This window comes from Streptomyces sp. SCUT-3, assembly GCF_014083985.1.
GTDB lineage: Bacteria > Actinomycetota > Actinomycetes > Streptomycetales > Streptomycetaceae > Streptomyces_H > Streptomyces_H thermolineatus.
The window spans coordinates 5,348,393-5,370,508 of sequence record NZ_CP046907.1; the positions used below are offsets into that span (position 1 = coordinate 5,348,393).

General features: G+C 74.8%; 19 protein-coding genes. 17 read left to right on the top strand and 2 right to left on the bottom strand.

All coding sequences use genetic code 11. The annotated features are described in order from the left end of the window. From GQS52_RS23590 to GQS52_RS23645, 12 genes are all read left to right on the top strand, one after another. Positions 1 to 1,287: a dihydroorotase gene (locus GQS52_RS23590; RefSeq protein ID WP_182315332.1), complete on the top strand. Its 1,287-nt coding sequence runs from the start codon at positions 1 to 3 to the stop codon at positions 1,285 to 1,287. Positions 1,288 to 1,289: 2 nt separating this feature from the next. Then, complete coding sequence (locus tag GQS52_RS23595; protein ID WP_182316677.1) at positions 1,290 to 1,880, top strand: hypothetical protein; 591 nt, start codon at positions 1,290 to 1,292, stop codon at positions 1,878 to 1,880. Next, the gene (gene carA, locus GQS52_RS23600) at positions 1,877 to 3,016 is read left to right on the top strand and encodes a glutamine-hydrolyzing carbamoyl-phosphate synthase small subunit (RefSeq protein WP_182315333.1); all 1,140 of its coding nucleotides are present in this window, start codon (positions 1,877 to 1,879) and stop codon (positions 3,014 to 3,016) included. The genes GQS52_RS23595 and carA overlap by 4 nt, the downstream gene beginning before the upstream one ends. After that, complete coding sequence (carB, locus tag GQS52_RS23605) at positions 3,009 to 6,320, top strand: carbamoyl-phosphate synthase large subunit (RefSeq protein ID WP_182315334.1); 3,312 nt, start codon at positions 3,009 to 3,011, stop codon at positions 6,318 to 6,320. The genes carA and carB overlap by 8 nt, the downstream gene beginning before the upstream one ends. 169 nt (positions 6,321 to 6,489) lie before the next feature. Then, positions 6,490 to 7,608, top strand: a complete 1,119-nt coding sequence (locus tag GQS52_RS23610) for a quinone-dependent dihydroorotate dehydrogenase (protein ID WP_182315335.1) — start codon at positions 6,490 to 6,492, stop codon at positions 7,606 to 7,608. Next, on the top strand, positions 7,605 to 8,336 hold the full coding sequence (gene pyrF, locus GQS52_RS23615) for an orotidine-5'-phosphate decarboxylase (RefSeq protein ID WP_182315336.1): 732 nt from the start codon (positions 7,605 to 7,607) through the stop codon (positions 8,334 to 8,336). The genes GQS52_RS23610 and pyrF overlap by 4 nt, the downstream gene beginning before the upstream one ends. Before the next feature lie 238 nt (positions 8,337 to 8,574). Further along, positions 8,575 to 8,898, top strand: a complete 324-nt coding sequence (locus GQS52_RS23620; RefSeq protein WP_014157387.1) for an integration host factor — start codon at positions 8,575 to 8,577, stop codon at positions 8,896 to 8,898. 47 nt (positions 8,899 to 8,945) lie between these two features. Then, positions 8,946 to 9,572 carry a guanylate kinase gene (gmk, locus tag GQS52_RS23625; RefSeq protein WP_182315337.1) on the top strand — a complete coding sequence of 209 codons (627 nt, stop codon included), beginning with the start codon at positions 8,946 to 8,948 and terminating at the stop codon, positions 9,570 to 9,572. Positions 9,573 to 9,597: 25 nt separating this feature from the next. Continuing rightward, positions 9,598 to 9,867, top strand: a complete 270-nt coding sequence (gene rpoZ / locus GQS52_RS23630; protein WP_182315338.1) for a DNA-directed RNA polymerase subunit omega — start codon at positions 9,598 to 9,600, stop codon at positions 9,865 to 9,867. Between the two features lie 171 nt (positions 9,868 to 10,038). Further along, positions 10,039 to 11,244: a bifunctional phosphopantothenoylcysteine decarboxylase/phosphopantothenate--cysteine ligase CoaBC gene (gene coaBC / locus GQS52_RS23635; protein ID WP_182315339.1), complete on the top strand. Its 1,206-nt coding sequence runs from the start codon at positions 10,039 to 10,041 to the stop codon at positions 11,242 to 11,244. 253 nt (positions 11,245 to 11,497) lie between these two features. Beyond that, positions 11,498 to 12,706, top strand: coding sequence for a methionine adenosyltransferase (gene metK, locus GQS52_RS23640; RefSeq protein ID WP_182315340.1), 1,209 nt, complete (start codon positions 11,498 to 11,500; stop codon positions 12,704 to 12,706). A gap of 98 nt (positions 12,707 to 12,804) precedes the next feature. Further along, a complete protein-coding gene (locus tag GQS52_RS23645; protein WP_259370934.1) occupies positions 12,805 to 14,970 on the top strand; it encodes a primosomal protein N' in 2,166 nt (721 codons plus the stop codon). 42 nt (positions 14,971 to 15,012) lie between these two features. Here GQS52_RS23645 and GQS52_RS23650 read toward each other — a convergent pair whose 3' ends face one another. Continuing rightward, entirely contained in the window at positions 15,013 to 15,663 is a 651-nt protein-coding gene (locus GQS52_RS23650; RefSeq protein WP_182315341.1) for a hypothetical protein, read from the bottom strand. Between the two features lie 332 nt (positions 15,664 to 15,995). Between GQS52_RS23650 and def the strand changes: the two genes are divergently transcribed. The 5 genes from def (at position 15,996) to GQS52_RS23675 (ending at position 21,168) form a co-directional block, all read left to right on the top strand. Next, positions 15,996 to 16,541, top strand: coding sequence for a peptide deformylase (def, locus tag GQS52_RS23655; protein WP_182315342.1), 546 nt, complete (start codon positions 15,996 to 15,998; stop codon positions 16,539 to 16,541). Between the two features lie 103 nt (positions 16,542 to 16,644). Further along, positions 16,645 to 17,589 carry a methionyl-tRNA formyltransferase gene (gene fmt / locus GQS52_RS23660; protein WP_182315343.1) on the top strand — a complete coding sequence of 315 codons (945 nt, stop codon included), beginning with the start codon at positions 16,645 to 16,647 and terminating at the stop codon, positions 17,587 to 17,589. 278 nt (positions 17,590 to 17,867) lie between these two features. Further along, positions 17,868 to 19,238 carry a transcription antitermination factor NusB gene (locus tag GQS52_RS23665; RefSeq protein ID WP_182316679.1) on the top strand — a complete coding sequence of 457 codons (1,371 nt, stop codon included), beginning with the start codon at positions 17,868 to 17,870 and terminating at the stop codon, positions 19,236 to 19,238. A 105-nt stretch (positions 19,239 to 19,343) separates the two neighbouring features. After that, a complete protein-coding gene (gene rpe, locus GQS52_RS23670; protein WP_182315344.1) occupies positions 19,344 to 20,030 on the top strand; it encodes a ribulose-phosphate 3-epimerase in 687 nt (228 codons plus the stop codon). 121 nt (positions 20,031 to 20,151) lie between these two features. Continuing rightward, entirely contained in the window at positions 20,152 to 21,168 is a 1,017-nt protein-coding gene (locus GQS52_RS23675; RefSeq protein WP_182315345.1) for a sugar-binding domain-containing protein, read from the top strand. Between the two features lie 158 nt (positions 21,169 to 21,326). On the opposite strand, the gene GQS52_RS23680 is transcribed toward GQS52_RS23675, so the two are convergent. Further along, a complete protein-coding gene (locus GQS52_RS23680) occupies positions 21,327 to 21,935 on the bottom strand; it encodes a TetR/AcrR family transcriptional regulator (protein ID WP_182315346.1) in 609 nt (202 codons plus the stop codon). Positions 21,936 to 22,116: the final 181 nt, after the last annotated feature.

The following is a 22,116-nucleotide window of genomic DNA, read 5'->3' on the forward strand; positions in this document are numbered from 1 at the left end:
ATGAGCAAGACCCTGATCCGCGGGGCGAGGATCCTCGGCGGGCAGCCGCAGGACGTCCTGATCGACGGCACCGCGATCGCCGCGGTCGGCACCGGCCTGCCGGCCGACGGCGCCACCGTCGTCGAGGCCGACGGCCTGATCGCCCTGCCCGGGCTGGTCGACCTGCACACCCACCTGCGAGAGCCCGGCCGCGAGGACGCCGAGACCGTCCTGACCGGCACCCGGGCCGCCGCCCGCGGCGGCTTCACCGCCGTGCACGCCATGGCCAACACCTTCCCCGTCGCCGACACCGCCGGCGTGGTCGAGCAGGTCTGGCGCCTGGGCCGCGAGTCCGGCTACTGCGACGTGCAGCCGGTCGGCGCCGTCACCGTCGGCCTGGAGGGCCGGCAGCTGGCCGAGATCGGCGCCATGGCCGAGTCCGCCGCCGCGGTGCGGGTCTTCTCCGACGACGGCAAGTGCGTCGACGACGCGGTGATCATGCGCCGCGCCCTGGAGTACGTGAAGGCGTTCGACGGCGTCGTCGCCCAGCACGCCCAGGAGCCCCGCCTGACCGAGGGCGCCCAGATGAACGAGGGCACCGTCTCCGGCGAGCTGGGCCTGACCGGCTGGCCCGCCGTCGCGGAGGAGTCGATCATCGCCCGCGACGTGCTGCTGGCGGCCCACGTCGGCTCCCGCGTCCACATCTGCCACCTGTCCACCGCCGGGTCGGTGGAGATCGTGCGCTGGGCCAAGTCCAAGGGCTGGAACGTCACCGCCGAGGTCACCCCGCACCACCTGCTGCTCACCGACGAACTGGTGCGCTCCTACGACCCGGTCTACAAGGTCAACCCGCCGCTGCGCACCGAGGCCGACGTGACGGCCCTGCGCGAGGCCCTGGCCGACGGCACCATCGACATCGTCGCCACCGACCACGCCCCCCACCCGCACGAGGACAAGGACTGCGAGTGGGCCCGGGCCGCCATGGGCATGGTCGGCCTGGAGACCGCCCTGTCCGTCGTCCAGCACACCATGGTCGACACCGGACTGCTGGACTGGGCGGGCGTGGCCGACCGGATGTCGCACCGCCCGGCCGCCATCGGGCGGCTCGCCGGACACGGCCGGCCGGTCTCGGCAGGTGAACCTGCCAACCTGGTCCTGGTCGATCCCGACTACCGTGGGACGGTGGACCCCGCGGGCTTCGCCTCCCGCAGCCGCAACAGCCCCTACGCGGGCCGCGAGCTGCCCGGGCGAGTGGTCGCGACCTTCCTGCGGGGCAAGGCAACGGTCCTGGACGGGAAGCTCACGTGACGATTCCGACACTTCTGGCGACGACCCTGGCGGCCGAACCGCAGTCCCGGCCGGTCACCGACTGGGCCGCGAGGATCGGCTGGGTCGTCGGCCTGCTGCTGCTCGTCGCCCTCGTCTACTGGCTGATGCGCGAGGGCTGGAAGTGGCGCGGGCTGCTCCAGTCCGACCTGCCCGCCCTGCCGGAGATTCCCGAGAAGCAGGGCGAGCCCGTGCTGCGGCTGACCGGCCGCTACCACGGCAGCACCACCGCCGGGCAGTGGCTGGACCGCATCGTCGCCCACGGCCTGGGCGTCCGCAGCCGCGTCGAGCTCACCCTCACCGAGGACGGCCTCGAGGTCGTCCGGCCCGGCGCGACCGACTTCTTCGTCCCCGCCGCCGCCCTGCGCGGCGCCCGGCTCGACAAGGGCATCGCGGGCAAGGTCCTCACCGAGGGCGGCCTGCTGGTGATCACCTGGAGCCACGGGGACCGGCTGGTCGACTCCGGCTTCCGGGCCGACCGCTCGGGCGAGCACGCCGCCTGGGTGAAGGCCCTGGGGCAGGACACGAGCAGCACCGGCAACACCAGCACGTTCGATCAGGAAGGCGCACGATGACGACCTCCGCCAGGGGGGCCAGGACCCCCGCCGTACTCGTCCTGGAGGACGGACGCACCTTCCGCGGCCGCGCCTACGGCGCCGTGGGGGAGACCTTCGGCGAGGCCGTGTTCTCCACCGGCATGACCGGCTACCAGGAGACCCTGACCGACCCCTCCTACCACCGCCAGGTCGTCGTCATGACGGCCCCGCACGTGGGCAACACCGGCGTCAACGACGAGGACGGCGAGTCCCGGCGCATCTGGGTCTCCGGGTACGTCGTCCGCGACCCCGCCCGCATCCCCTCCAACTGGCGCTCGCGCCGCAGCCTGGACGAGGAGCTGGCCGCCCAGGGCGTCGTCGGCATCAGCGGCATCGACACCCGCGCCCTCACCCGCCACCTGCGCGAGCGCGGCGCCATGCGGGTGGGCATCTTCTCCGGCGAGGGCGTCGCCGACGAGGCGTCCCTGGTCGAGCGGGTCCGGCAGGCCCCGCAGATGACCGGCGCCGACCTGTCCGAGGAGGTCTCCGTCACCGAGGCGTACACGGTGCCCGCGCAGGGCGCCAGGCGCTTCACCGTGGCCGCGGTCGACCTGGGCATCAAGTCCATGACCCCGCAGCGGCTGGCCGAGCGCGGCGCCGAGGTCCACGTCCTCCCCGCCACCACCACCCTGGAGGAGATCTACGCCCTCTCCCCGGACGGCGTCTTCTTCTCCAACGGACCCGGCGACCCGGCCACCGCCGACCACCCGGTCGAGCTGGTGCGCGGGGTGCTGGAGCGCTCCACCCCGCTGTTCGGCATCTGCTTCGGCAACCAGATCCTCGGGCGCGCGCTCGGCTTCGGCACCTACAAGCTCAAGTACGGCCACCGCGGCATCAACCAGCCGGTGCAGGACCGCACCACCGGCAAGGTCGAGGTCACCGCGCACAACCACGGCTTCGCCGTCGACGCGCCCCTGGACGAGGTCTCGCAGACCCCCTACGGCCGGGTCCGGGTCTCCCACGTCTGCCTCAACGACGACGTGGTCGAGGGCCTGGAGCTCCTCGACCGCCCGGCCTTCAGCGTCCAGTACCACCCCGAAGCGGCAGCCGGCCCGCACGACGCCGCCTACCTGTTCGACCGCTTCGTGTCCCTGATGGAGGGCCAGCGTGCCTAAGCGCACCGACATCCAGTCCGTCCTGGTCATCGGCTCCGGCCCGATCGTCATCGGCCAGGCCGCCGAGTTCGACTACTCCGGCACCCAGGCCTGCCGCGTCCTCAAGGCCGAGGGCCTGCGGGTGATCCTGGTCAACTCCAACCCGGCCACGATCATGACCGACCCGGAGATCGCCGACGCCACCTACGTCGAGCCGATCACCCCCGAGTTCGTCGAGAAGATCATCGCCAAGGAGCGCCCCGACGCCCTCCTGCCCACCCTCGGCGGCCAGACCGCGCTCAACACCGCGATCTCCCTCCACGAGGCCGGCACCCTGGACAAGTACGGCGTCGAGCTGATCGGCGCCAACGTCGAGGCCATCCACAAGGGCGAGGACCGCGACCTGTTCAAGGAGGTCGTCAAAGCGGTCAACGCCAAGATCGGCCACGGCGAGTCCGCCCGCTCGGTGATCTGCCACTCCATGGACGAGGTCCTCGCCGGCGTCGGGACCCTCGGCGGCTACCCGGTCGTGGTGCGCCCCTCCTTCACCATGGGCGGCGCCGGCTCCGGCTTCGCCCACGACGAGGACGAGCTGCGCCGCATCGCCGGCCAGGGCCTGGCGCTCTCCCCGACCACCGAGGTGCTCCTGGAGGAGTCCATCCTCGGCTGGAAGGAGTACGAGCTTGAGCTGATGCGCGACCGCAACGACAACGTCGTGGTCGTCTGCTCCATCGAGAACTTCGACCCGATGGGCGTGCACACCGGCGACTCGATCACCGTCGCCCCGGCGATGACGCTCACCGACCGCGAGTACCAGGTCCTGCGCGACATCGGCATCGCCGTCATCCGCGAGGTGGGCGTCGACACCGGCGGCTGCAACATCCAGTTCGCCGTCAACCCCGAGGACGGCCGGGTCATCGTCATCGAGATGAACCCGCGCGTCTCCCGCTCCTCGGCCCTGGCGTCGAAGGCCACCGGCTTCCCGATCGCCAAGATCGCCGCCCGCCTGGCCGTCGGCTACACCCTCGACGAGATCCCCAACGACATCACGGAGAAGACGCCGGCCTCCTTCGAGCCGACGCTCGACTACGTCGTCGTCAAGGTGCCGCGCTTCGCCTTCGAGAAGTTCCCGGCCGCCGACGCCCGCCTGACCACCACCATGAAGTCGGTCGGCGAGGCCATGGCCATCGGCCGCAACTTCACCGAGGCGCTGAACAAGGCCCTGCGCTCCCTGGAGAAGAAGGGCTCGCAGTTCGACTTCGTCTCCGAGCCCGGGGACAAGGCCGCCCTGCTGGAGAAGGCCGGGATCCCCACCGACGGCCGGATCAACACCGTCATGCAGGCGATCCGCGCCGGGGCCACCCCCGAGGAGGTCTTCGGGGCCACCCGCATCGACCCGTGGTTCGTCGACCAGCTCTTCCTGGTCAAGGAGATCGCCGACGAGCTGGCCGCCGCCGGCGAACTCGGCCCGGAGCTGCTCGCCGAGGCCAAGCGCCACGGCTTCTCCGACGCCCAGATCGCCGGGATCCGCGGCCTGAGCGAGGAGGTCGTGCGCGAGGTCCGCCACGCGCTGGGCGTGCGCCCGGTCTACAAGACCGTGGACACCTGCGCCGCCGAGTTCGCCGCCCGCACCCCGTACTTCTACTCCTCCTACGACGAGGAGACCGAGGTCGCCCCCCGCGAGAAGCCCGCGGTGATCATCCTCGGCTCCGGCCCCAACCGCATCGGCCAGGGCATCGAGTTCGACTACTCCTGCGTCCACGCCTCGTTCGCCCTCTCCGACGCGGGCTACGAGACCGTGATGGTCAACTGCAACCCCGAGACCGTCTCCACCGACTACGACACCTCCGACCGGCTGTACTTCGAGCCGCTCACCCTCGAGGACGTCCTGGAGATCGTCCACGCCGAGACCGCGGCCGGACCGGTCGCCGGCGTGATCGTGCAGCTCGGCGGCCAGACCCCGCTGGGCCTGGCCCAGGCGCTCAAGGACGCCGGCGTGCCGGTGGTGGGCACCCCGCCCGAGGCCATCCACCTGGCCGAGGACCGCGGCGCCTTCGGCCGGGTCCTCGCCGAGGCCGGCCTGCCCGCGCCCAAGCACGGCACCGCCACCACCTTCGCCGGCGCCAAGGCCATCGCCGACGAGATCGGCTACCCGGTCCTGGTGCGCCCGTCCTACGTGCTCGGCGGCCGCGGCATGGAGATCGTCTACGACGAGGCGAGGCTGTCCGCCTACATCGCCGAGTCCACCGAGATCAGCGCCGACCGCCCCGTGCTGGTCGACCGCTTCCTCGACGACGCGATCGAGATCGACGTCGACGCCCTCTACGACGGCACCGAGCTCTACCTCGGCGGCGTCATGGAGCACATCGAGGAGGCCGGCATCCACTCCGGCGACTCCGCCTGCGCCCTGCCCCCGATGACGCTGGGCGGGTACGACATCAAGCGGCTGCGCGCCTCCACCGAGGCCATCGCCCGCGGCGTGGGCGTGCGCGGACTGATCAACATCCAGTTCGCCCTGTCCGGCGACATCCTCTACGTCCTCGAGGCCAACCCGCGCGCCTCGCGCACGGTGCCGTTCACGTCCAAGGCCACCGCCGTGCCGCTGGCCAAGGCCGCCGCCCGCATCAGCCTCGGCGCCACCGTCGCGGAGCTGCGGGCGGAGGGGCTGCTGCCGAAGTCCGGCGACGGCGGCACCCTGCCGCTGGACGCCCCGATCTCGGTCAAGGAGGCGGTGCTCCCCTGGAGCCGCTTCCGCGACTCCTCCGGACGCGGCGTGGACACCGTCCTGGGCCCGGAGATGCGCTCCACCGGCGAGGTCATGGGCATCGACGCGGTCTTCGGCACCGCCTACGCCAAGTCCCAGGCCGCCGCCTACGGCGCCCTGCCGACCAAGGGCCGCGCCTTCGTCTCGGTCGCCAACCGCGACAAGCGGGCGATGATCTTCCCCGCCCGCGCCCTGGCCGACCACGGCTTCGAGCTGCTGGCCACCTCCGGCACCGCCGAGGTGCTGCGGCGCAACGGCATCGAGGCCACCGCCGTGCGCAAGCAGAGCGAGGGCGAGGGGCCGAACGGCGAGAAGACCGTCGTCCAGCTGATCCACGACGGCGAGGTCGACCTCATCGTCAACACGCCCTACGGCACCGGCGGCCGCCTGGACGGCTACGACATCCGCACCGCCGCGGTCTCCCGGGGCGTGCCCTGCCTGACCACGGTCCAGGCGCTGTCCGCCGCGGTCCAGGGCATCGACGCGCTGAACCGGGGCGAGGTCTCGGTGCGGTCGCTGCAGGAGCACGCGGCGCAGCTGGCCGCCTCCCGGGAGGACTGACCCGGGGCAGGGGGGCCGGGCCCGCCGCCGGCACGTCCGCCGGCCGGCCCGGCCCCCTGCCCCTGCCCGGCCCCCGTTCCCGCCCGGCCCCCGTCCGCGCCCGCTCCGCCCGCCGGTCCGCACCGGCCGCCCGCCCCCCCCCGCCCCGTCCGCAGAAGGCACCGCACCCGTGTACCCCCTCTTCTTCCGCCTGGTCTTCAGGCACATGGACCCGGAGAAGGCCCACCACCTGGCCTTCGGCTGGATCCGCGCCCTCGCCTCCGTGCCCGGGGCCCGCGCCCTGGCCGGCGCCGTCCTGGCCCCCAGGCGCCCCGGCCTGGCCACCACCGCGTTCGGCCTGACCATGCCCGGCCCCTTCGGCCTGGCCGCCGGCTTCGACAAGAACGCCCGCGCGATCGACGGACTGTCCCTGCTGGGCTTCGACCACATCGAGGTCGGCACCGTCACCGGGCAGGCCCAGCCCGGCAACCCGCCCAAGCGCCTCTTCCGGCTGCTCGCCGACCGCGCCCTGGTCAACCGCATGGGCTTCAACAACGACGGCTCGGCGGCGGTCGCCGCCGGCCTGCACGACCGCACCCGCAGGCGGTGGCGCCGCGACGTCGTGGTCGGCGTCAACATCGGCAAGACCAAGGCCGTGCCCGAGGCGGAGGCCGCCGCCGACTACGTGCTCTCCACGCAGCGGCTGGCCGGCCTCGCCGACTACCTGGTGGTCAACGTCTCCTCGCCCAACACCCCCGGCCTGCGGAACCTGCAGGCCGTGGAGCACCTGCGCCCGCTGCTCGCGGCGGTGCGCGAGGCCGCCGACCGCACCGTGACCGACCGCCGCGTCCCGCTGCTGGTCAAGATCGCCCCCGACCTGGCCGACGCCGACGTCGACGCGGTCGCCGACCTGGCGGTCGAGCTCGGCCTCGACGGCATCATCGCCACCAACACCACGATCTCCCGCGAGGGCCTGGCCACCGACGACGCCACCGTGGAGGCGGCCGGGGCCGGCGGCCTGTCCGGCGAGCCGCTGAAGGCCCGCTCCCTGGAGGTCCTGCGCCGCCTGTACGCGCGGGTCGGGGACCGGATCACCCTCGTGGGCGTCGGCGGCGTCACCACCGCCGAGGACGCCTGGGAGCGCATCCTGGCCGGCGCCACGCTGGTGCAGGGGTACAGCGCGTTCATCTACCAGGGGCCGTTCTGGATGCGCCGGGTGCACAGGGGCCTGGCCCGGCTGCTCGCCGACAGCCCGTACGCCACCGTCGCCGACGCCGTCGGCGCCGAGAACAGGAAGGCCACCGCATGAACGCGCAGACGCCCGGAGCCGGCACCGCGCCCGCCGCCCCCGCCGCACCCGCGCCGGTCGCCGTCGCGCTGGACGCCCCGGACCTGGGGACGGCCGTGGCCCTGGCCGAGGCCGTCGGCCCGCACGTGTCCACCCTCAAGGTCGGCCTGGAGTTGTACCTGCGCGAGGGCGCCGAGGCCGTGCGCGCGGTGCGCGAGGCCGGCGGCCGGGAGGTCTTCCTCGACCTGAAGCTGCACGACATCCCCAACACCGTGGCCGGCGGGGCCCGTTCGGTCGCCTCCTTGGAGCCCGCCTACCTGACCGTGCACGCCCTGGGCGGAACGGCCATGATCCGCGCCGCGGCCGAGGCCGCGCCGCGCACGAAGATCGTGGCGGTGACCGTGCTCACCTCCATGGCGGAGGAGGACCTGGGGGCGATCGGCCTGGCCGGCCCCTCCATCGACGCGGTGCGCCGGCTGGCCGCGCTGTCGGTGGCCGCGGGGGCCCGGGCGATCGTCTGCTCCCCGCGCGAGGTCGCCGCGGTGCGCGCCGAGGTCGGCGCGGGCATCGACCTGATCACGCCCGGGGTGCGCCCGGCGGGCGCGGCGCTGGGCGACCAGACCCGGGTGGCCACTCCGGAGCAGGCCCTGGCCGACGGCGCCGACCTGCTCGTCGTGGGCCGTCCGATCACCGCCGCGGCCGACCCCGGACGCGCGGCGGCGGAGATCGCCGCCGCGCTCCGCCGCTGAAAAGCACCGGAAGCACCGGGAGCCGTTGGAATCTTCAGGTCGTTTGTCCGAAAAAGTCCTGGCCGGTCCATGCTGACCAGGACTTTTCGGCTGTTCTCCCTGACTAATCGAGGTGTTGAACGCTAGTCTCCGGTCAGAAGCGCGTGAAAGTGCGTTTCTCGTTGCCCCTGCAGGTCGGGGGCGGCTAGTTTCCTCACCGGTCCGTATCCAACAAGCTCTAAACCGAGGTGACGTAGGCGTGGCTCTTCCGCCCCTTACCCCTGAACAGCGCGCAGCCGCGCTCGAGAAGGCCGCCGCGGCTCGCCGGGAGCGCGCCGAGGTCAAGAACCGGCTCAAGCACTCCGGTGCCTCGCTGCACGAGGTCATCAAGCAGGGCCAGGAGAACGACGTCATCGGCAAGATGAAGGTCTCCGCCCTGCTGGAGTCGCTGCCCGGCGTCGGCAAGGTCCGCGCCAAGCAGATCATGGAGCGTCTCGGGATCTCCGAGAGCCGCCGGGTCCGCGGCCTGGGTTCCAACCAGATCGCTTCCCTGGAGCGTGAGTTCGGCGGCTCCGCCGCCTGACGACCCCGGCGTTTCCGGTCGCGGCCGGAAACCGGGATAATCGCTCCATGGCTGCAACATCCCGGGGGACGTCCCCCGAACCCCCGGACGCACGTCCGCGGCTGACCGTGCTCTCCGGCCCCTCCGGCGTCGGCAAGAGCACGGTCGTCGCCCATATGCGCACCGTCCACCCCGAGGTGTGGCTCTCGGTGTCGGCGACGACCCGCAGGCCCCGGCCCGGCGAACAGCACGGCGTCCAGTACTACTTCGTCGACGACGACGAGTTCGACAAGCTCGTCGCCAACGGTGAGCTGCTGGAGTGGGCCGAGTTCGCCGGCAACCGCTACGGCACGCCGCGCGCGGCCGTCCAGGAGCGCCTGGACGCCGGGGAGCCGGTCCTGCTGGAGATCGACCTGCAGGGTGCGCGCCTGGTGCGGCAGTCGATGCCCGAGGCGCAGCTGGTCTTCCTCGCCCCGCCGAGCTGGGAGGAGCTGGTCCGCCGGCTCACCGGCCGGGGCACGGAGTCGCCCGAGGTCATCGAGCGGCGCCTGGACGCGGCGAGGGTGGAACTGGCCGCGGAACCGGAGTTCGACGTCACCCTTGTCAACACCTCCGTCGAGGATGTAGCGCACGAACTGCTAGCCTTGATGCTGGATGTCTCCGGGAGCGATCCCCAGACCCCCGAGAATGTCTGACAAACCCCCTTTCGGAAGGCAGAGCGTGTCCTCTTCCATCACCGCGCCCGAGGGCATCATCAACCCGCCGATCGACGAGCTGCTCGAGGCCACGGACTCGAAGTACAGCCTGGTGATCTACGCGGCCAAGCGTGCGCGGCAGATCAACGCCTACTACTCGCAGCTCGGCGAGGGCCTGCTGGAGTACGTCGGCCCGCTGGTCGACACGCACGTCCACGAGAAGCCGCTGTCCATCGCCCTGCGCGAGATCAACGCGGGCATGCTGACCGCGGAGGCCTCCGAGGCGGCCCAGTAGGACACCGCCCACCGGCATTGCGGAAGGGCCCGGCGGCACTCTGCCGCCGGGCCCTTCCGTACGCCCGGCTCCGAAGTCCCGGCAGGACTCTGGCAGGCTGTACCCGCTCGGACAGGTTTCCGGCGCGGACGCTCCCGCCGCGACCGGCTGCGGAGAGGATGGCACAAGGCGATGGGCACCCCACGGATCGTTCTGGGCGTCAGCGGCGGCATCGCCGCCTACAAGGCGTGCGAGCTGCTGCGCCGCTTCACCGAGTCCGGGCACGGGGTGCGCGTCGTGCCGACGGCCTCCGCGCTGAACTTCGTCGGCGAGGCCACCTGGTCCGCGCTCTCGGGCAACCCGGTGGCCACCGGGGTGTGGGAGTCCGTCCACGAGGTCCCGCACGTGCGGATCGGCCAGAACGCCGACCTCGTCGTCGTCGCCCCGGCCACCGCCGACGTCCTCGCGAAGGCCGCCCACGGCCTGGCCGACGACCTGCTGACCAACACCCTGCTCACCGCGCGGTGCCCGGTCGTCTTCGCCCCCGCGATGCACACCGAGATGTGGGAGCACCCGGCCACGCAGGAGAACGTCGCGGTGCTGCGCCGCCGCGGCGCGGTCGTGGTCGAGCCCGCCGTCGGCCGCCTCACCGGCGCCGACACCGGCAAGGGCCGCTTCCCCGACCCCGCCGAGATCTTCGAGGTCTGCCGCAGGGTCCTCGAACGCGGCGCCGGCCTGCCGGCCGACCTGGCGGGCCGGCACGTGGTGGTCAGCGCCGGCGGCACCCGCGAGCCGCTGGACCCCGTCCGCTACCTGGGCAACCGCTCCTCCGGGCGGCAGGGGTACGCGCTCGCCCGCACCGCCGTGGCCCGCGGCGCCAGGGTGACGCTGGTCGCGGCCAACACCGGCCCGGACGCCCCGGCGGGCGTCGACCTCGTCGAGGTGGGCACGGCCCTCCAGCTGCGCGAGGCCGTGCTCGCCGCCGCGGCCGACGCCGACGCGGTGGTCATGGCCGCCGCCGTCGCCGACTTCCGCCCCGCCCGGTACGCGGCGGGGAAGATCAAGAAGAAGGACGGCGAGGAGCCGGCCCCGGTGGAGCTGGTCCGCAACCCCGACGTCCTCGCCGAGCTGTCCCGCGACCGGGCGCGCCCCGGCCAGGTGGTCGTGGGCTTCGCCGCCGAGACCGACGACGTGCTGGCCAACGGGCGCAGCAAGCTGGCCCGCAAGGGCTGCGACCTCCTCGTGGTCAACGAGGTGGGGGAGTCCAAGGCGTTCGGGACGGCCGTGAACGAGGCGGTCGTGCTCGGCGCCGACGGCAGCGAGACCCCCGTGCCGCTGGGCCCCAAGGAGGCTCTCGCCGACGTCGTCTGGGACCTGGTGGCCCCCCGCCTGCCGTGAGGCGGGGGCGGCGGAAGATTGCGGGAGGGGGCGCCAAAACTCCCCCCGGCATGGCAGTGTGTACCTGCCGAAGGCGCGTGCCGTCCTGCCCCGGACTGCCTGTGCCGCAGGTCACGCCCGGTCCACGGACCGGGACGCCGTGTCCCCGGAACCGTCACGACCGATAAACTGATCCGAGAACCACGCGCCGGTGCAGCTCCGGCGCGGGTTCGGAAACCGTCAGCCAGCAGCCGCTGCAAACCCAGGGAGCGATGTGTCCCGCCGCCTGTTCACCTCGGAATCGGTGACCGAGGGTCATCCCGACAAGATCGCCGACCAGATCAGCGACACGATCCTCGACGCCCTCCTCAAGGAGGACCCCACCTCGCGTGTCGCCGTGGAGACGTTGATCACCACGGGTCTGGTCCACGTGGCCGGGGAGGTCACGACCTCCGCGTACGCGGACATCCCGACGCTGGTGCGCAACAAGATCCTGGAGATCGGGTACGACTCGTCGAAGAAGGGCTTCGACGGGGCCTCGTGCGGGGTGTCGGTGTCGATCGGCGCGCAGTCGCCGGACATCGCCCAGGGTGTGGACACCGCCTACGAGTCCCGGGTGGAGGGCGACGAGGACGAGCTGGACCGGCAGGGCGCCGGCGACCAGGGCCTGATGTTCGGCTACGCCTGCGACGAGACCCGCGAGCTGATGCCGCTGCCGGTCACCCTGGCGCACCGGCTGGCCCGCCGGCTGTCCGCGGTCCGCAAGAACGGCACCATCCCCTACCTGCGCCCGGACGGCAAGACCCAGGTCACCATCGAGTACGACGGGGACAAGGCGGTGCGTCTGGACACTGTGGTGGTCTCCTCGCAGCACGCCTCCGACATCGACCTGGACTCGCTGCTGGCCCCCGACATCCGCGAGTTCGTCGTGGAGCCGGAGCTGAAGGCGCTGGCCGAGGACGGCATCAAGCTGGAGACCGAGGGGTACCGGCTGCTGGTCAACCCGACCGGGCGGTTCGAGATCGGCGGCCCGATGGGCGACGCCGGCCTGACCGGCCGGAAGATCATCATCGACACCTACGGCGGCATGGCCCGCCACGGCGGCGGTGCGTTCTCCGGCAAGGACCCGTCCAAGGTGGACCGCTCCGCCGCGTACGCGATGCGCTGGGTGGCCAAGAACGTCGTCGCCGCCGGGCTGGCCGCCCGCTGCGAGGTCCAGGTCGCCTACGCCATCGGCAAGGCCGAGCCGGTGGGCCTGTTCGTGGAGACCTTCGGCACCCACACCGTCGACCCCGAGCTGATCGCCAAGGCCGTCACCTCGGTGTTCGACCTGCGCCCGGCCGCGATCATCCGCGACCTGGACCTGCTGCGCCCGATCTACGCCCAGACGGCGGCCTACGGCCACTTCGGCCGCGAGCTGCCCGACTTCACCTGGGAGCGCACCGACCGCGTCGACGCCCTGCGCGCCGCCGCCGGACTCTAGCCCCGCCGGCGCGCCGCACCACGGCCCCGCCCGCCCCCGGCCACCACGCCGGGCGGCCGGCGGGGCCGTGTCGTACGCCTCTGCTAGAACTGACACCTGTGAGCAGCGGGACCAGCGACAACGATCCGGCCGCCGGCGAGCAGCTCGCGCTGATCCGCGAGACGGTGCGCCGGGCCTCCGCCGCGCCGCGGGCGAAACCGCGCACCTGGCGGGGAGCCCCCCTGGCCGAGGAGCTGCCGGTGGCCCGCGTCGTCGTCGACAAGGGCCTGGTCCACCTCGACCAGTTCTTCGACTACGCGGTGCCCGCCGCGATGGACGCGGACGCGCAGCCCGGCGTCCGCGTCCGGGTCCGGTTCGGCGCCCGGGTCGTCAAGGGGCGCAGGGAGGGCGGCAAGCTCCTCGACGGCTTCGTCGTCGACCGGCTGCCGTCCAGCGACTACTCCGGTCCGCTCGCCCCCATTGCCCAGGTCCTCTCGCCCGAGGTCGTGCTGGCCCCCGGCCTGCTCGCCCTGGCCCGCGCGGTCGCCGACCGCTACGCGGGCACCCTCGCGGACGTCCTGCAGCTCGCCGTCCCGCCCCGGCACGCCCGCGCCGAGGCCGAGCCGTCCCCGCCGCCGCTGCCCCCGCCGGCCGCGCCCGCACCGGGCCCGTGGACCCGCTACCCCGCCGGCCCGTCGTTCCTGACCGCCCTGGCCGCCGGCGAGAACCCCCGCGCGGTGTGGACCGCCCTGCCCGGCCCGCACTGGCCCGACGAGCTGGCCCGGGCCGTCGCCGCCGCCCTGGCCTCCGGCCGCGGCGCGCTGGCCGTCGTGCCCGACGGCCGCACCGCCGCCCGCCTGGACCGGGCCCTGACCGCGCTCCTCGGCGAGGGCCGGCACACCCTCCTGACGGCCGAGGCCGGACCGGAGGAGCGGTACCGCCGCTGGCTGGCCGTCAGCCGCGGCTCGGTGCGGGCCGTCGTCGGCACCCGGGCGGCGATGTTCGCCCCCGTCCACCGTCTCGGCCTGGTCGCCCTGTGGGACGACGGCGACTCCAGCCACAGCGAGCCGCACGCCCCCCAGCCGCACGCCCGCGAGGTGCTGACGCTGCGAGCCGCGCAGGAGGGGACGGGGTTCCTGCTGGGCGGCCACGCCTGCACCGTCGAGGGCGCCCGGCTCGCCGACACGAGGTGGGCCCTGCCGCTGGCCGCGGCCCGCGAGCAGGTGCGGGCCGCGGCCCCCCTGGTACGCACGGTCGGGGACGACGACCAGGCCCGCGACGAGGCGGCCCGCACGGCCCGCCTGCCCAGCGTGGCCTGGAGGACGGCCCGGGACGCCCTGCGCAGCGGGCCGGTCCTGGTCCAGGTGCCCCGGCGAGGCTACGTGCCCCGGCTGGCCTGCGGCCGTTGCCGCGAACCGGCCCGCTGCACCGCCTGCGCCGGCCCGCTGGAGGCGCGCGACTCGGACGGGGCGCTGCACTGCGGCTGGTGCGGCCGTCCGGAGGCCGCCTGGCGCTGCCCGGGCTGCGGGGGGACCAGGATGCGGGCGCAGGTCGTCGGCGCCCGGCGCACCGCGGAGGAGCTGGGGCGGGCCCTGCCCGGGGTGCCGGTCCGCACGTCCGGGCGGGACGCCGTCCTGGAGACCGTCCCCGACGTGCCGTCGCTGGTCGTGTCCACCCCGGGCGCGGAGCCGGTCGCCGAGGGCGCCGGCTACGCGGCCGCGCTGCTCCTGGACGCCTGGGCCCTGCTCAACCGGCCCGACCTGCGGGCGGGGGAGGAGGCGCTGCGGCGCTGGCTGACCGCCGCCGCGCTGGTGCGTCCGGCCGCCGAGGGCGGCACGGTCGTCGTGGTCGCCGAGCCCGCCCTGCGCCCGGTGCAGGCCCTGGTCCGCTGGGACCCGGCCGGGCACGCGGTGCGGGAGCTGGCCGAGCGGGCCGAGCTGGGCTTCCCCCCGGTCTCCCGGATGGCCTCCGTCACGGGGGTGCCGGCGGCGGTCGCCGAGCTGGTGGCCCTCGCGGACCTGCCGGAGGGCACCGACGTCCTCGGCCCCGTCCCGGTCACGGCCCACGACCCGGGCCGCGCCCGCCGGGACCGGGGCACGGCCGGCGCCGGCGGCCGGGGCGCCGCGGCGGAGGAGGACGACCGGCAGGAGAGGCTCCTGCTGCGCGTCCCGCCGGGCCGCGGCGCCGCCCTGGCCGCCGCGCTCCGGGCGGCGCAGGCCGTGCGCCTGACCCAGGGCCGCACCGAACCGCTCCGCATCCGCGTCGACCCGCCGGACATCGGCTGAACCCGCCGCCCGCGCCCCGGGCCCCGCCCGGGGACCGCGGGGTCAGCCCCTGCGCGGGGCGGGGAGGGGACCCGCGACGGTCCCCGGGCCGGCCTCCGGCCCGCGCACGGGGGAGGAGCCGCCCGCCGCCCGGTCCGTCCGGGCCGCACGGTCCGCACGGTCGACCCGGGCCGCACGGTCGACCCGGGCCGCACGGGCCGACGCCGGGACCCGTGCCCCGGCAGGCGTGCTCGGGACGCCCGGGGCGTCCGGGGCGGTGCGGGCGGCGGGAACGGTGCGGGCCACGCCGACGGGCCCGGCGCCCCCGTCCGCCCCCGGTTCCGCGGCCCGGCCGCCGGCCGCCGGGCCGCGCCGGGCCCCGTAGCGGCGGTGCACGGCCTGCTTGGTCACCCCGAGCGCCGAACCGACCGCGTCCCAGCTGAAACCGAGCGAACGGTCGAACTCCACGGCGGCCGTGACCAGGGTCTCCACGCTCTCCCGCAACTCCTGCGCGAGCCGCACCGTCGGCGCGGGCGCCCGCCCGTACACCACGAAACCGGCGGACGGCCCGGGCCGCCGCGGACGGTAGACGTTGCCCAGTTGGGCGGTGAGGGTGCGCAGTGCGTCCACCTGTCGGCGTACCCGCTCGATGTCCCGCACGAGCAGTTGCAGGCTCGCCCGGGCCTGGGCGTCATGGGTGGCGTGGTCGGCCATGGGAAAGCCTCTCCGAACCGGCGTTGCTCGGGGCGGCCCGCGATTCGGCCCGCCATCCGTCGATCTTTCATGCCCAACGCGCCAGACCCGGCCCGGGTCACGCACCCGGGGCACGACGAACGCCCCCGCGCCGGGGCCGGGCCCGCCCGGTCCCGGCGGAGCGGGGGACGGCCGCCCGCTTGTATGCTGTCGGCCTGCCCCCGGCGGCAGGCCGGGCCGCCCGGGTCCGCGACCGCCGCGGCGGCCGGGCGAGGAGCACCCCGCCCGGCGGGGCGGGGAGTCACCGACCGGGGTTCCGTGCCCGGCCCGATCCCCAGACGGGAGCCTGCCACGTGTCCGTGAAGCCCATCCGGATCTTCGGCGACCCGGTGCTGCGCATGAAGGCGCGGCCGGTCACCGACTTCGACAAGGAGCTGCGGGTCCTGGTCAAGGACCTCACCGACACCATGACCGCCGCGCCCGGCGCCGGCCTGGCCGCGCCCCAGCTCGGCGTCAGCCTGCGGGTGTTCACCTACCGCGTGGACGGCGAGACCGGCCACCTGGTCAACCCCGACCTCTCGCTCAGCGAGGAGGAGCAGGACGGCCCCGAGGGCTGCCTGTCGCTGCCCGGGCTGACCTACGACTGCCGGCGGGCGCACGGCGTGGTCGCCCGGGGGTTCAACATGTACGGCGACCCGGTGGTGATCGAGGGCACGCAGCTGCTGGCCCGCTGCATCCAGCACGAGACCGACCACCTCGACGGCGTCCTGTTCGTCGACCGCCTCGACCCCGAGCAGCGCAGGGCCGCGATGAGGGCGATCCGCGAGGCCGAGTGGGCGGGCCAGGCCCCGCCGCAGGTCAAGGTCTCCCCGCACAGCACCTTCGGGCGCGCGATCTGACCGCTGCGGGAGCCGCCCGCACAGCCCCGCCCCGCACAGCCCCGCGGCATCCGGCCCGGCCGCGCCGCCGCACGTCCTTCCAGCGAGAGGTACTCCACCGACAATGAGGCTCGTCTTCGCCGGCACCCCCGAGGTCGCCGTACCCGCCCTGGACGCGCTGATCGAGTCCGACCGGCACGAGGTCGCGGCCGTGGTCACCCGGCCCGACGCCCCCGCGGGCCGCGGCCGCAGGCTGGTGGCGAGCCCGGTGGCGCAGCGCGCCGAGGAGGCGGGCATCGAGGTGCTCAAGCCCTCCCGGCCGGGCGAGGCGGACTTCCTCGCCCGGCTGCGCGAGATCGCCCCCGACTGCTGCCCGGTCGTCGCCTACGGGGCCCTGCTGCCCCGCGTCGCCCTGGACGTCCCCGCTCGCGGCTGGGTCAACCTGCACTTCTCGCTGCTGCCGGCCTGGCGCGGTGCCGCGCCGGTGCAGCACGCGCTGATGTCCGGCGAGGACGTCACCGGCGCCTCCACCTTCCTCATCGAGGAGGGCCTGGACTCGGGGCCGGTCTACGGCTTCCTCACCGAGCAGATCCTCCCCGAGGACACCAGCGGCGACCTGCTCGCCCGCCTCTCCCGCTCCGGCGCCCGGCTGCTGGCGGCCACCATGGACGGGATCGAGGACGGCACCATCCACGCCAAGCCGCAGCCCGCCGAGGGTATCTCCCTGGCCCCGAAGATCACGGTCGAGGACGCGCGGGTGAACTGGGCGGAGCCGGCGCTGAGGGTGGACCGCGTGGTGCGCGGCTGCACCCCCGCGCCGGGGGCGTGGACCCTCTTCCGGGGCGAGCGGCTGAAGCTCCCGGCGCCGGTGGCCCTCGCCGCCGACCGCCCCGACCTGGCGGACCTGGCGCCCGGGGAGCTGGCCGTGGCGAAGAACTCCGTGCACGTGGGCACCGGGTCCCACCCCGTGGAGCTGACCGAGGTCCAGCCGCAGGGCAAGAAGCGGATGCGCGCCGCGGACTGGGCGCGCGGCGCCCGCGCCGCCTCCGGCGACCGCCTGGGCGACTGACCCTCCGGTGCCCGCCGGACCCGGCGGGCGGGGGAGGGCGCGTGCGGCCGTAGGCTGGGGAGCGGCGCCCCGCGGGCGCCCTCCCAGCGACGATCCCTTCCTCCGGAGCACCTTTGTCCAACGACCAGCCGCGCCGCCGTACCGACAGCAACCCGGCCGGAAAGCAGAACCGCAGCAGGGGAGGGGGCCGGCCCGGAGGCCCGGCGCAACGCCCCGGAGGCCCGGCGCGCCGGGCCGGCGGCGGCCCCGGGCGGCGGCCGCAGCGCGACCCCGTGCGGATGCTCGCCTTCGAGGTGCTGCGAGCCGTCGACGAGCGCGACGCCTACGCCAACCTCGTGCTCCCCGCCCTGCTGCGCCAGGCGCAGGAGAAGGACGGCCTCGACCGGCGCGACGCGGCGCTCGCCACCGAGCTGGTCTACGGGAGCCTGCGCCGCCGGGGCACCTACGACGCGGTCATCGCCGCCTGTGTGGACCGCCCGCTGCGCGAGGTGGACCCGCCGGTCCTGGACGTGCTCTCCCTGGGCGCGCACCAGCTGCTGGGCACCCGCATCCCGCCGCACGCCGCCGTCTCGGCCACCGTGGACCTCGCCCGCTGCGTCCTGGGCGAGGGCCGCGCGAAGTTCGTCAACGCGGTGATGCGCCGGATCACCGCCCGGGACGAGCAGGAGTGGCTGGAGCGGGTCGCCCCGCCCTACGAGGAGGACCCCGAGGAGCACCTGGCGGTCGTGCACTCGCACCCGCGCTGGATCGTCTCCGCCCTGTGGGACGCGCTCGGGGGCGGCCGCTCCGGCATCGAGGAGCTGCTGGAGGCCGACAACGCCCGCCCCGAGGTGACCCTGGTCGCCCGGCCCGGGCGCATCACCGCGGAGGAGCTGCTGGACGGGACCGGCGGGGACGCGGCCGAGCCCGGCCGCTGGTCGCCGTACGCGGTCCGGCTAGCCGAGGGCGGCGACCCGGGGGCGCTGGAGGCGGTCCGGGACAACCGGGCGGGCGTGCAGGACGAGGGCAGCCAGCTGGTGGCGGCCGCCCTCGCCGCGGCCCCGCTGGACGGCCCCGACCGGCTGTGGCTGGACGGCTGCGCGGGCCCCGGCGGCAAGGCCGCGCTGCTGGCTGCGCTCGCCGCGGGCCGGGGGGCGGCCCTGGTGGCCTCGGAGAAGCAGCCGCACCGTGCCCGGCTGGTGGCCCGCGCGCTGCAGGGCAACCCCGGCCCCTACCAGGTGATCACCGCCGACGGGACGCGTCCGGCCTGGCGGCCCGGGGCGTTCGACCGGGTGCTGGTGGACGTCCCCTGCACCGGGCTGGGCGCGCTGCGCCGCCGTCCCGAGGCGCGCTGGCGCCGGCGCGCGGAGGACGTGGCGGCCTTCGCCCCGCTCCAGCGGGGCCTGCTGCGCTCGGCGCTGCGGGCGGTGCGGGTGGGCGGGGTCGTCGGCTACGCCACCTGCTCCCCGCACCCGGCCGAGACCCGGGCGGTCGTCGACGACGTGCTGCGGGGCCGGGGCGGCGACCCGGGCGTGAAGGCCGAGTGGGTCGACGCCCGTCCGCTGATGCCCGGCGTGCCGGAGCTCGGGGCCGGGCCCGACGTCCAGCTGTGGCCGCACCTGCACGGCACCGACGCCATGTACCTGGCCCTGCTGCGCCGCACGGCCTGACGGGCCGGGCACCCGGCCCGGCGGACCCGCCGCCCGGCCCGCCGCCCGGCCCGGCGGGTCCACGGCGGTGCACGGCCGGTCGCAGGGTCACGTCATACTGTCCGCATGGCCGTGCAGATCAATCCCAGCATCCTGTCCGCCGACTTCGCCCGTCTCGCCGAGGAGGCCGAGGCGGTCAAGGGTGCGGACTGGCTCCACGTCGACGTGATGGACAACCACTTCGTGCCCAACCTCACCCTCGGCGTGCCGGTGGTGGAGTCGCTGCGCAGGGCGACCGACACCCCGCTGGACCTGCACCTGATGATCGAGGACCCCGACCGCTGGGCCCCGCAGTACGTGGAGGCCGGGGCCGGGTCGGTGACCTTCCACGCCGAGGCCGCCGCCGCGCCGGTCCGGCTGGCCCGCGAGATCCGTGCCAAGGGCGCCCGGGCCTCGATGGCGCTGAGGCCGGCCACGCCGATAGAGGCGTACGAGGACCTGCTGCCCGAGCTCGACATGGTGCTGATCATGACGGTCGAGCCCGGTTTCGGCGGCCAGGCGTTCCTCGACGTCATGCTGCCGAAGATCCGCCGCACCCGGGAGCTGATCTCCCGGTACGGCCTGCAGATGTGGCTCCAGGTCGACGGCGGGGTCTCGTCGTCGACGATCGAGCGCTGCGCGGAGGCGGGGGCCGACGTCTTCGTGGCCGGCTCCGCGGTCTACGGCGCGGACGACCCGGCGGAGGCGGTGCGCGGGCTGCGCGAGCAGGCCACCGCGGCGACCGCCGCCGCGCCCTGGGCCTGCGGGCACTGAGGCCGGGCCCCGAAGGCCCGGATCCCCGGGCCCCGGCGGCGCCCGGACCCCGCTCCCGGCGGTGCGTCTGACAGGATGAGCAGTGCATCGATCAGATGTGCGCCGAGGGAGGTTGGTTGCGATGGGGGCCGGACGGTCACGCGAACGCATGGGGCCCGCGGAACTGGTACAGGCGGCGGCGATGGCCCGCCGCTTCTACCTCGAGGGCAAGTCCAAGATCCAGATCGCCGAGGAGTTCGGCGTCAGCCGCTTCAAGGTGGCCCGGGTGCTGGAGACGGCGCTCGAGCGTGACCTGGTGCGCATCGAGATCAGGGTTCCCGCGGAGCTGGACGCGGAGCGCTCCGACGCGCTGCGGTCCCGTTTCGGCCTGCGGCACGCGGTGGTCGTGGAGTCCCCCCTGTCCGAGCCCGACCACTCCGACCCGGAGAACCTCGGCGCCTTCGCCGCCGACCTGCTGGGCGAGCTGGTCCAGGACGGCGACGTGCTGGGCCTGGCCTGGGGCCGGTCCACGATCACCCTCGCCACGGAGCTGCGCCACCTGCCGCCGTGCACGGTGGTGCAGCTCACCGGCGTCTACGACGGCGGCACCGGCGAGCGCGGGTCGGTCGAGGCGGTGCGCCGGGCGGCGCAGGTCTCCGGGGGCGACGCCTTCCCGATCTACGCCCCGCTGATGCTCCCGGACCCGGGGACCGCGGCCGCGCTGCGGGCCCACTCCGGCATCGCCCGGGCCATCGAGCACTTCGACAAGGTGACGGTCGCCGTCGTGCCGGTCGGAGCCTGGGCCCCGGGCGTCTCCCGCGTCTACGACGCGCTGTCCAACGCCGAACGCGCCCGCTACGCCGAGCTCGGGGTGGCTGCGGAGATGTCGGCGCACCTGTTCGACTCCGAGGGGCGGCTGGTGGGCCGCGACCTGGAGGAGCGCTGCATCACCGTCGACGCCGACCGGCTGCGCAGCGTCCCGGAGGTGGTGGCGGTGGCCGGCGGTGCGCGCAAGGCCGCCGCGGTGGCCGCGGTGCTGCGCTCCGGGCTGATCACCAGTCTCGTCACCGACACCGCGGTCGCCGACCACCTGCTGCACGTGGCGGAGCCGGGCCGCCGCCCGGCCGTGGACCGGGCCGACCCGGCGGAACAGGGCTGACCCGGCGGAACAGGACCGACCCGGCGGAACAGGACCGACCCGGGGCGGCGGGGACGCCGCCGGGAGCGCGCGTCCCCCCGCGCGCGGTGCCGGGCCTGCCCCCCCGGCGCCCGGACCGCGGACGGGACGGACGGCGGCCGCAGGGGCCGGAAGGCCGCTCAGTGGCTGATCGGGGCCGTGAGCATCCCGGCGATGGCGTCGGAGAGGAAGTTTCCCGCCACTCGCCACTGCGGGTCCTGCCCGTCCTTCTCGGCGCGCGCCTCGATGTCCGCGCACGCCGTCGAGACGATCCGCATCATCAGACGGGCCCGGCCCGACACGATCTTCGGGTCGAGGTGGTCGAGCCGTGACATCACCGAGCGGGTGATGAGCGCCGCGGTCGGGGCGAACTCCTCGGCCTCGCGGATCAGCGGCACCGCGAAGGGGTCGTGCAGGGCCTGGCTGAGGAACCTGGCCCGCCAGCTGGGGTTCGGCAGTTCGGCGAGGGCGTCCGTGACCGGCACGACCAGGCTCCGCACGTCGCCGAGGAGCGAGTCGGAGCGTTCGAACATGGCCCGGCGGGGCTCCTCCAGCCCCACCAGGTGTCTCTCGACCATGGCCCGCAGCAGGCCCCCGCGCCCGCCGAAGTAGTACCCCACGGCCGAGTGGTTGGTGTTGCCGGCGGCCTCGGCCACCTTGCGGTCGGAGACCTGCGCTATGCCCGACTGGGCGAACAGGCGTTCCGCCGCGTCGAGCAGCGCGGTGCGTGCCGCGTCCGACCTCGCCATCGGCGGCCACCTCCTCCTGGACGAGACGTCGGTTGTGACAAACATCAACGTAGTCCATGTGGCATTGCGTAAGCCATGTGACTTAGATTGGGTCCTCCGAGCGTGCCGCCCGCGGCCCGCCGCCCCGTGCTTCCCGCACCGCGCCGCGAGCCCGGCCGGCCGCCCGGCCCGGCGTGCCCCC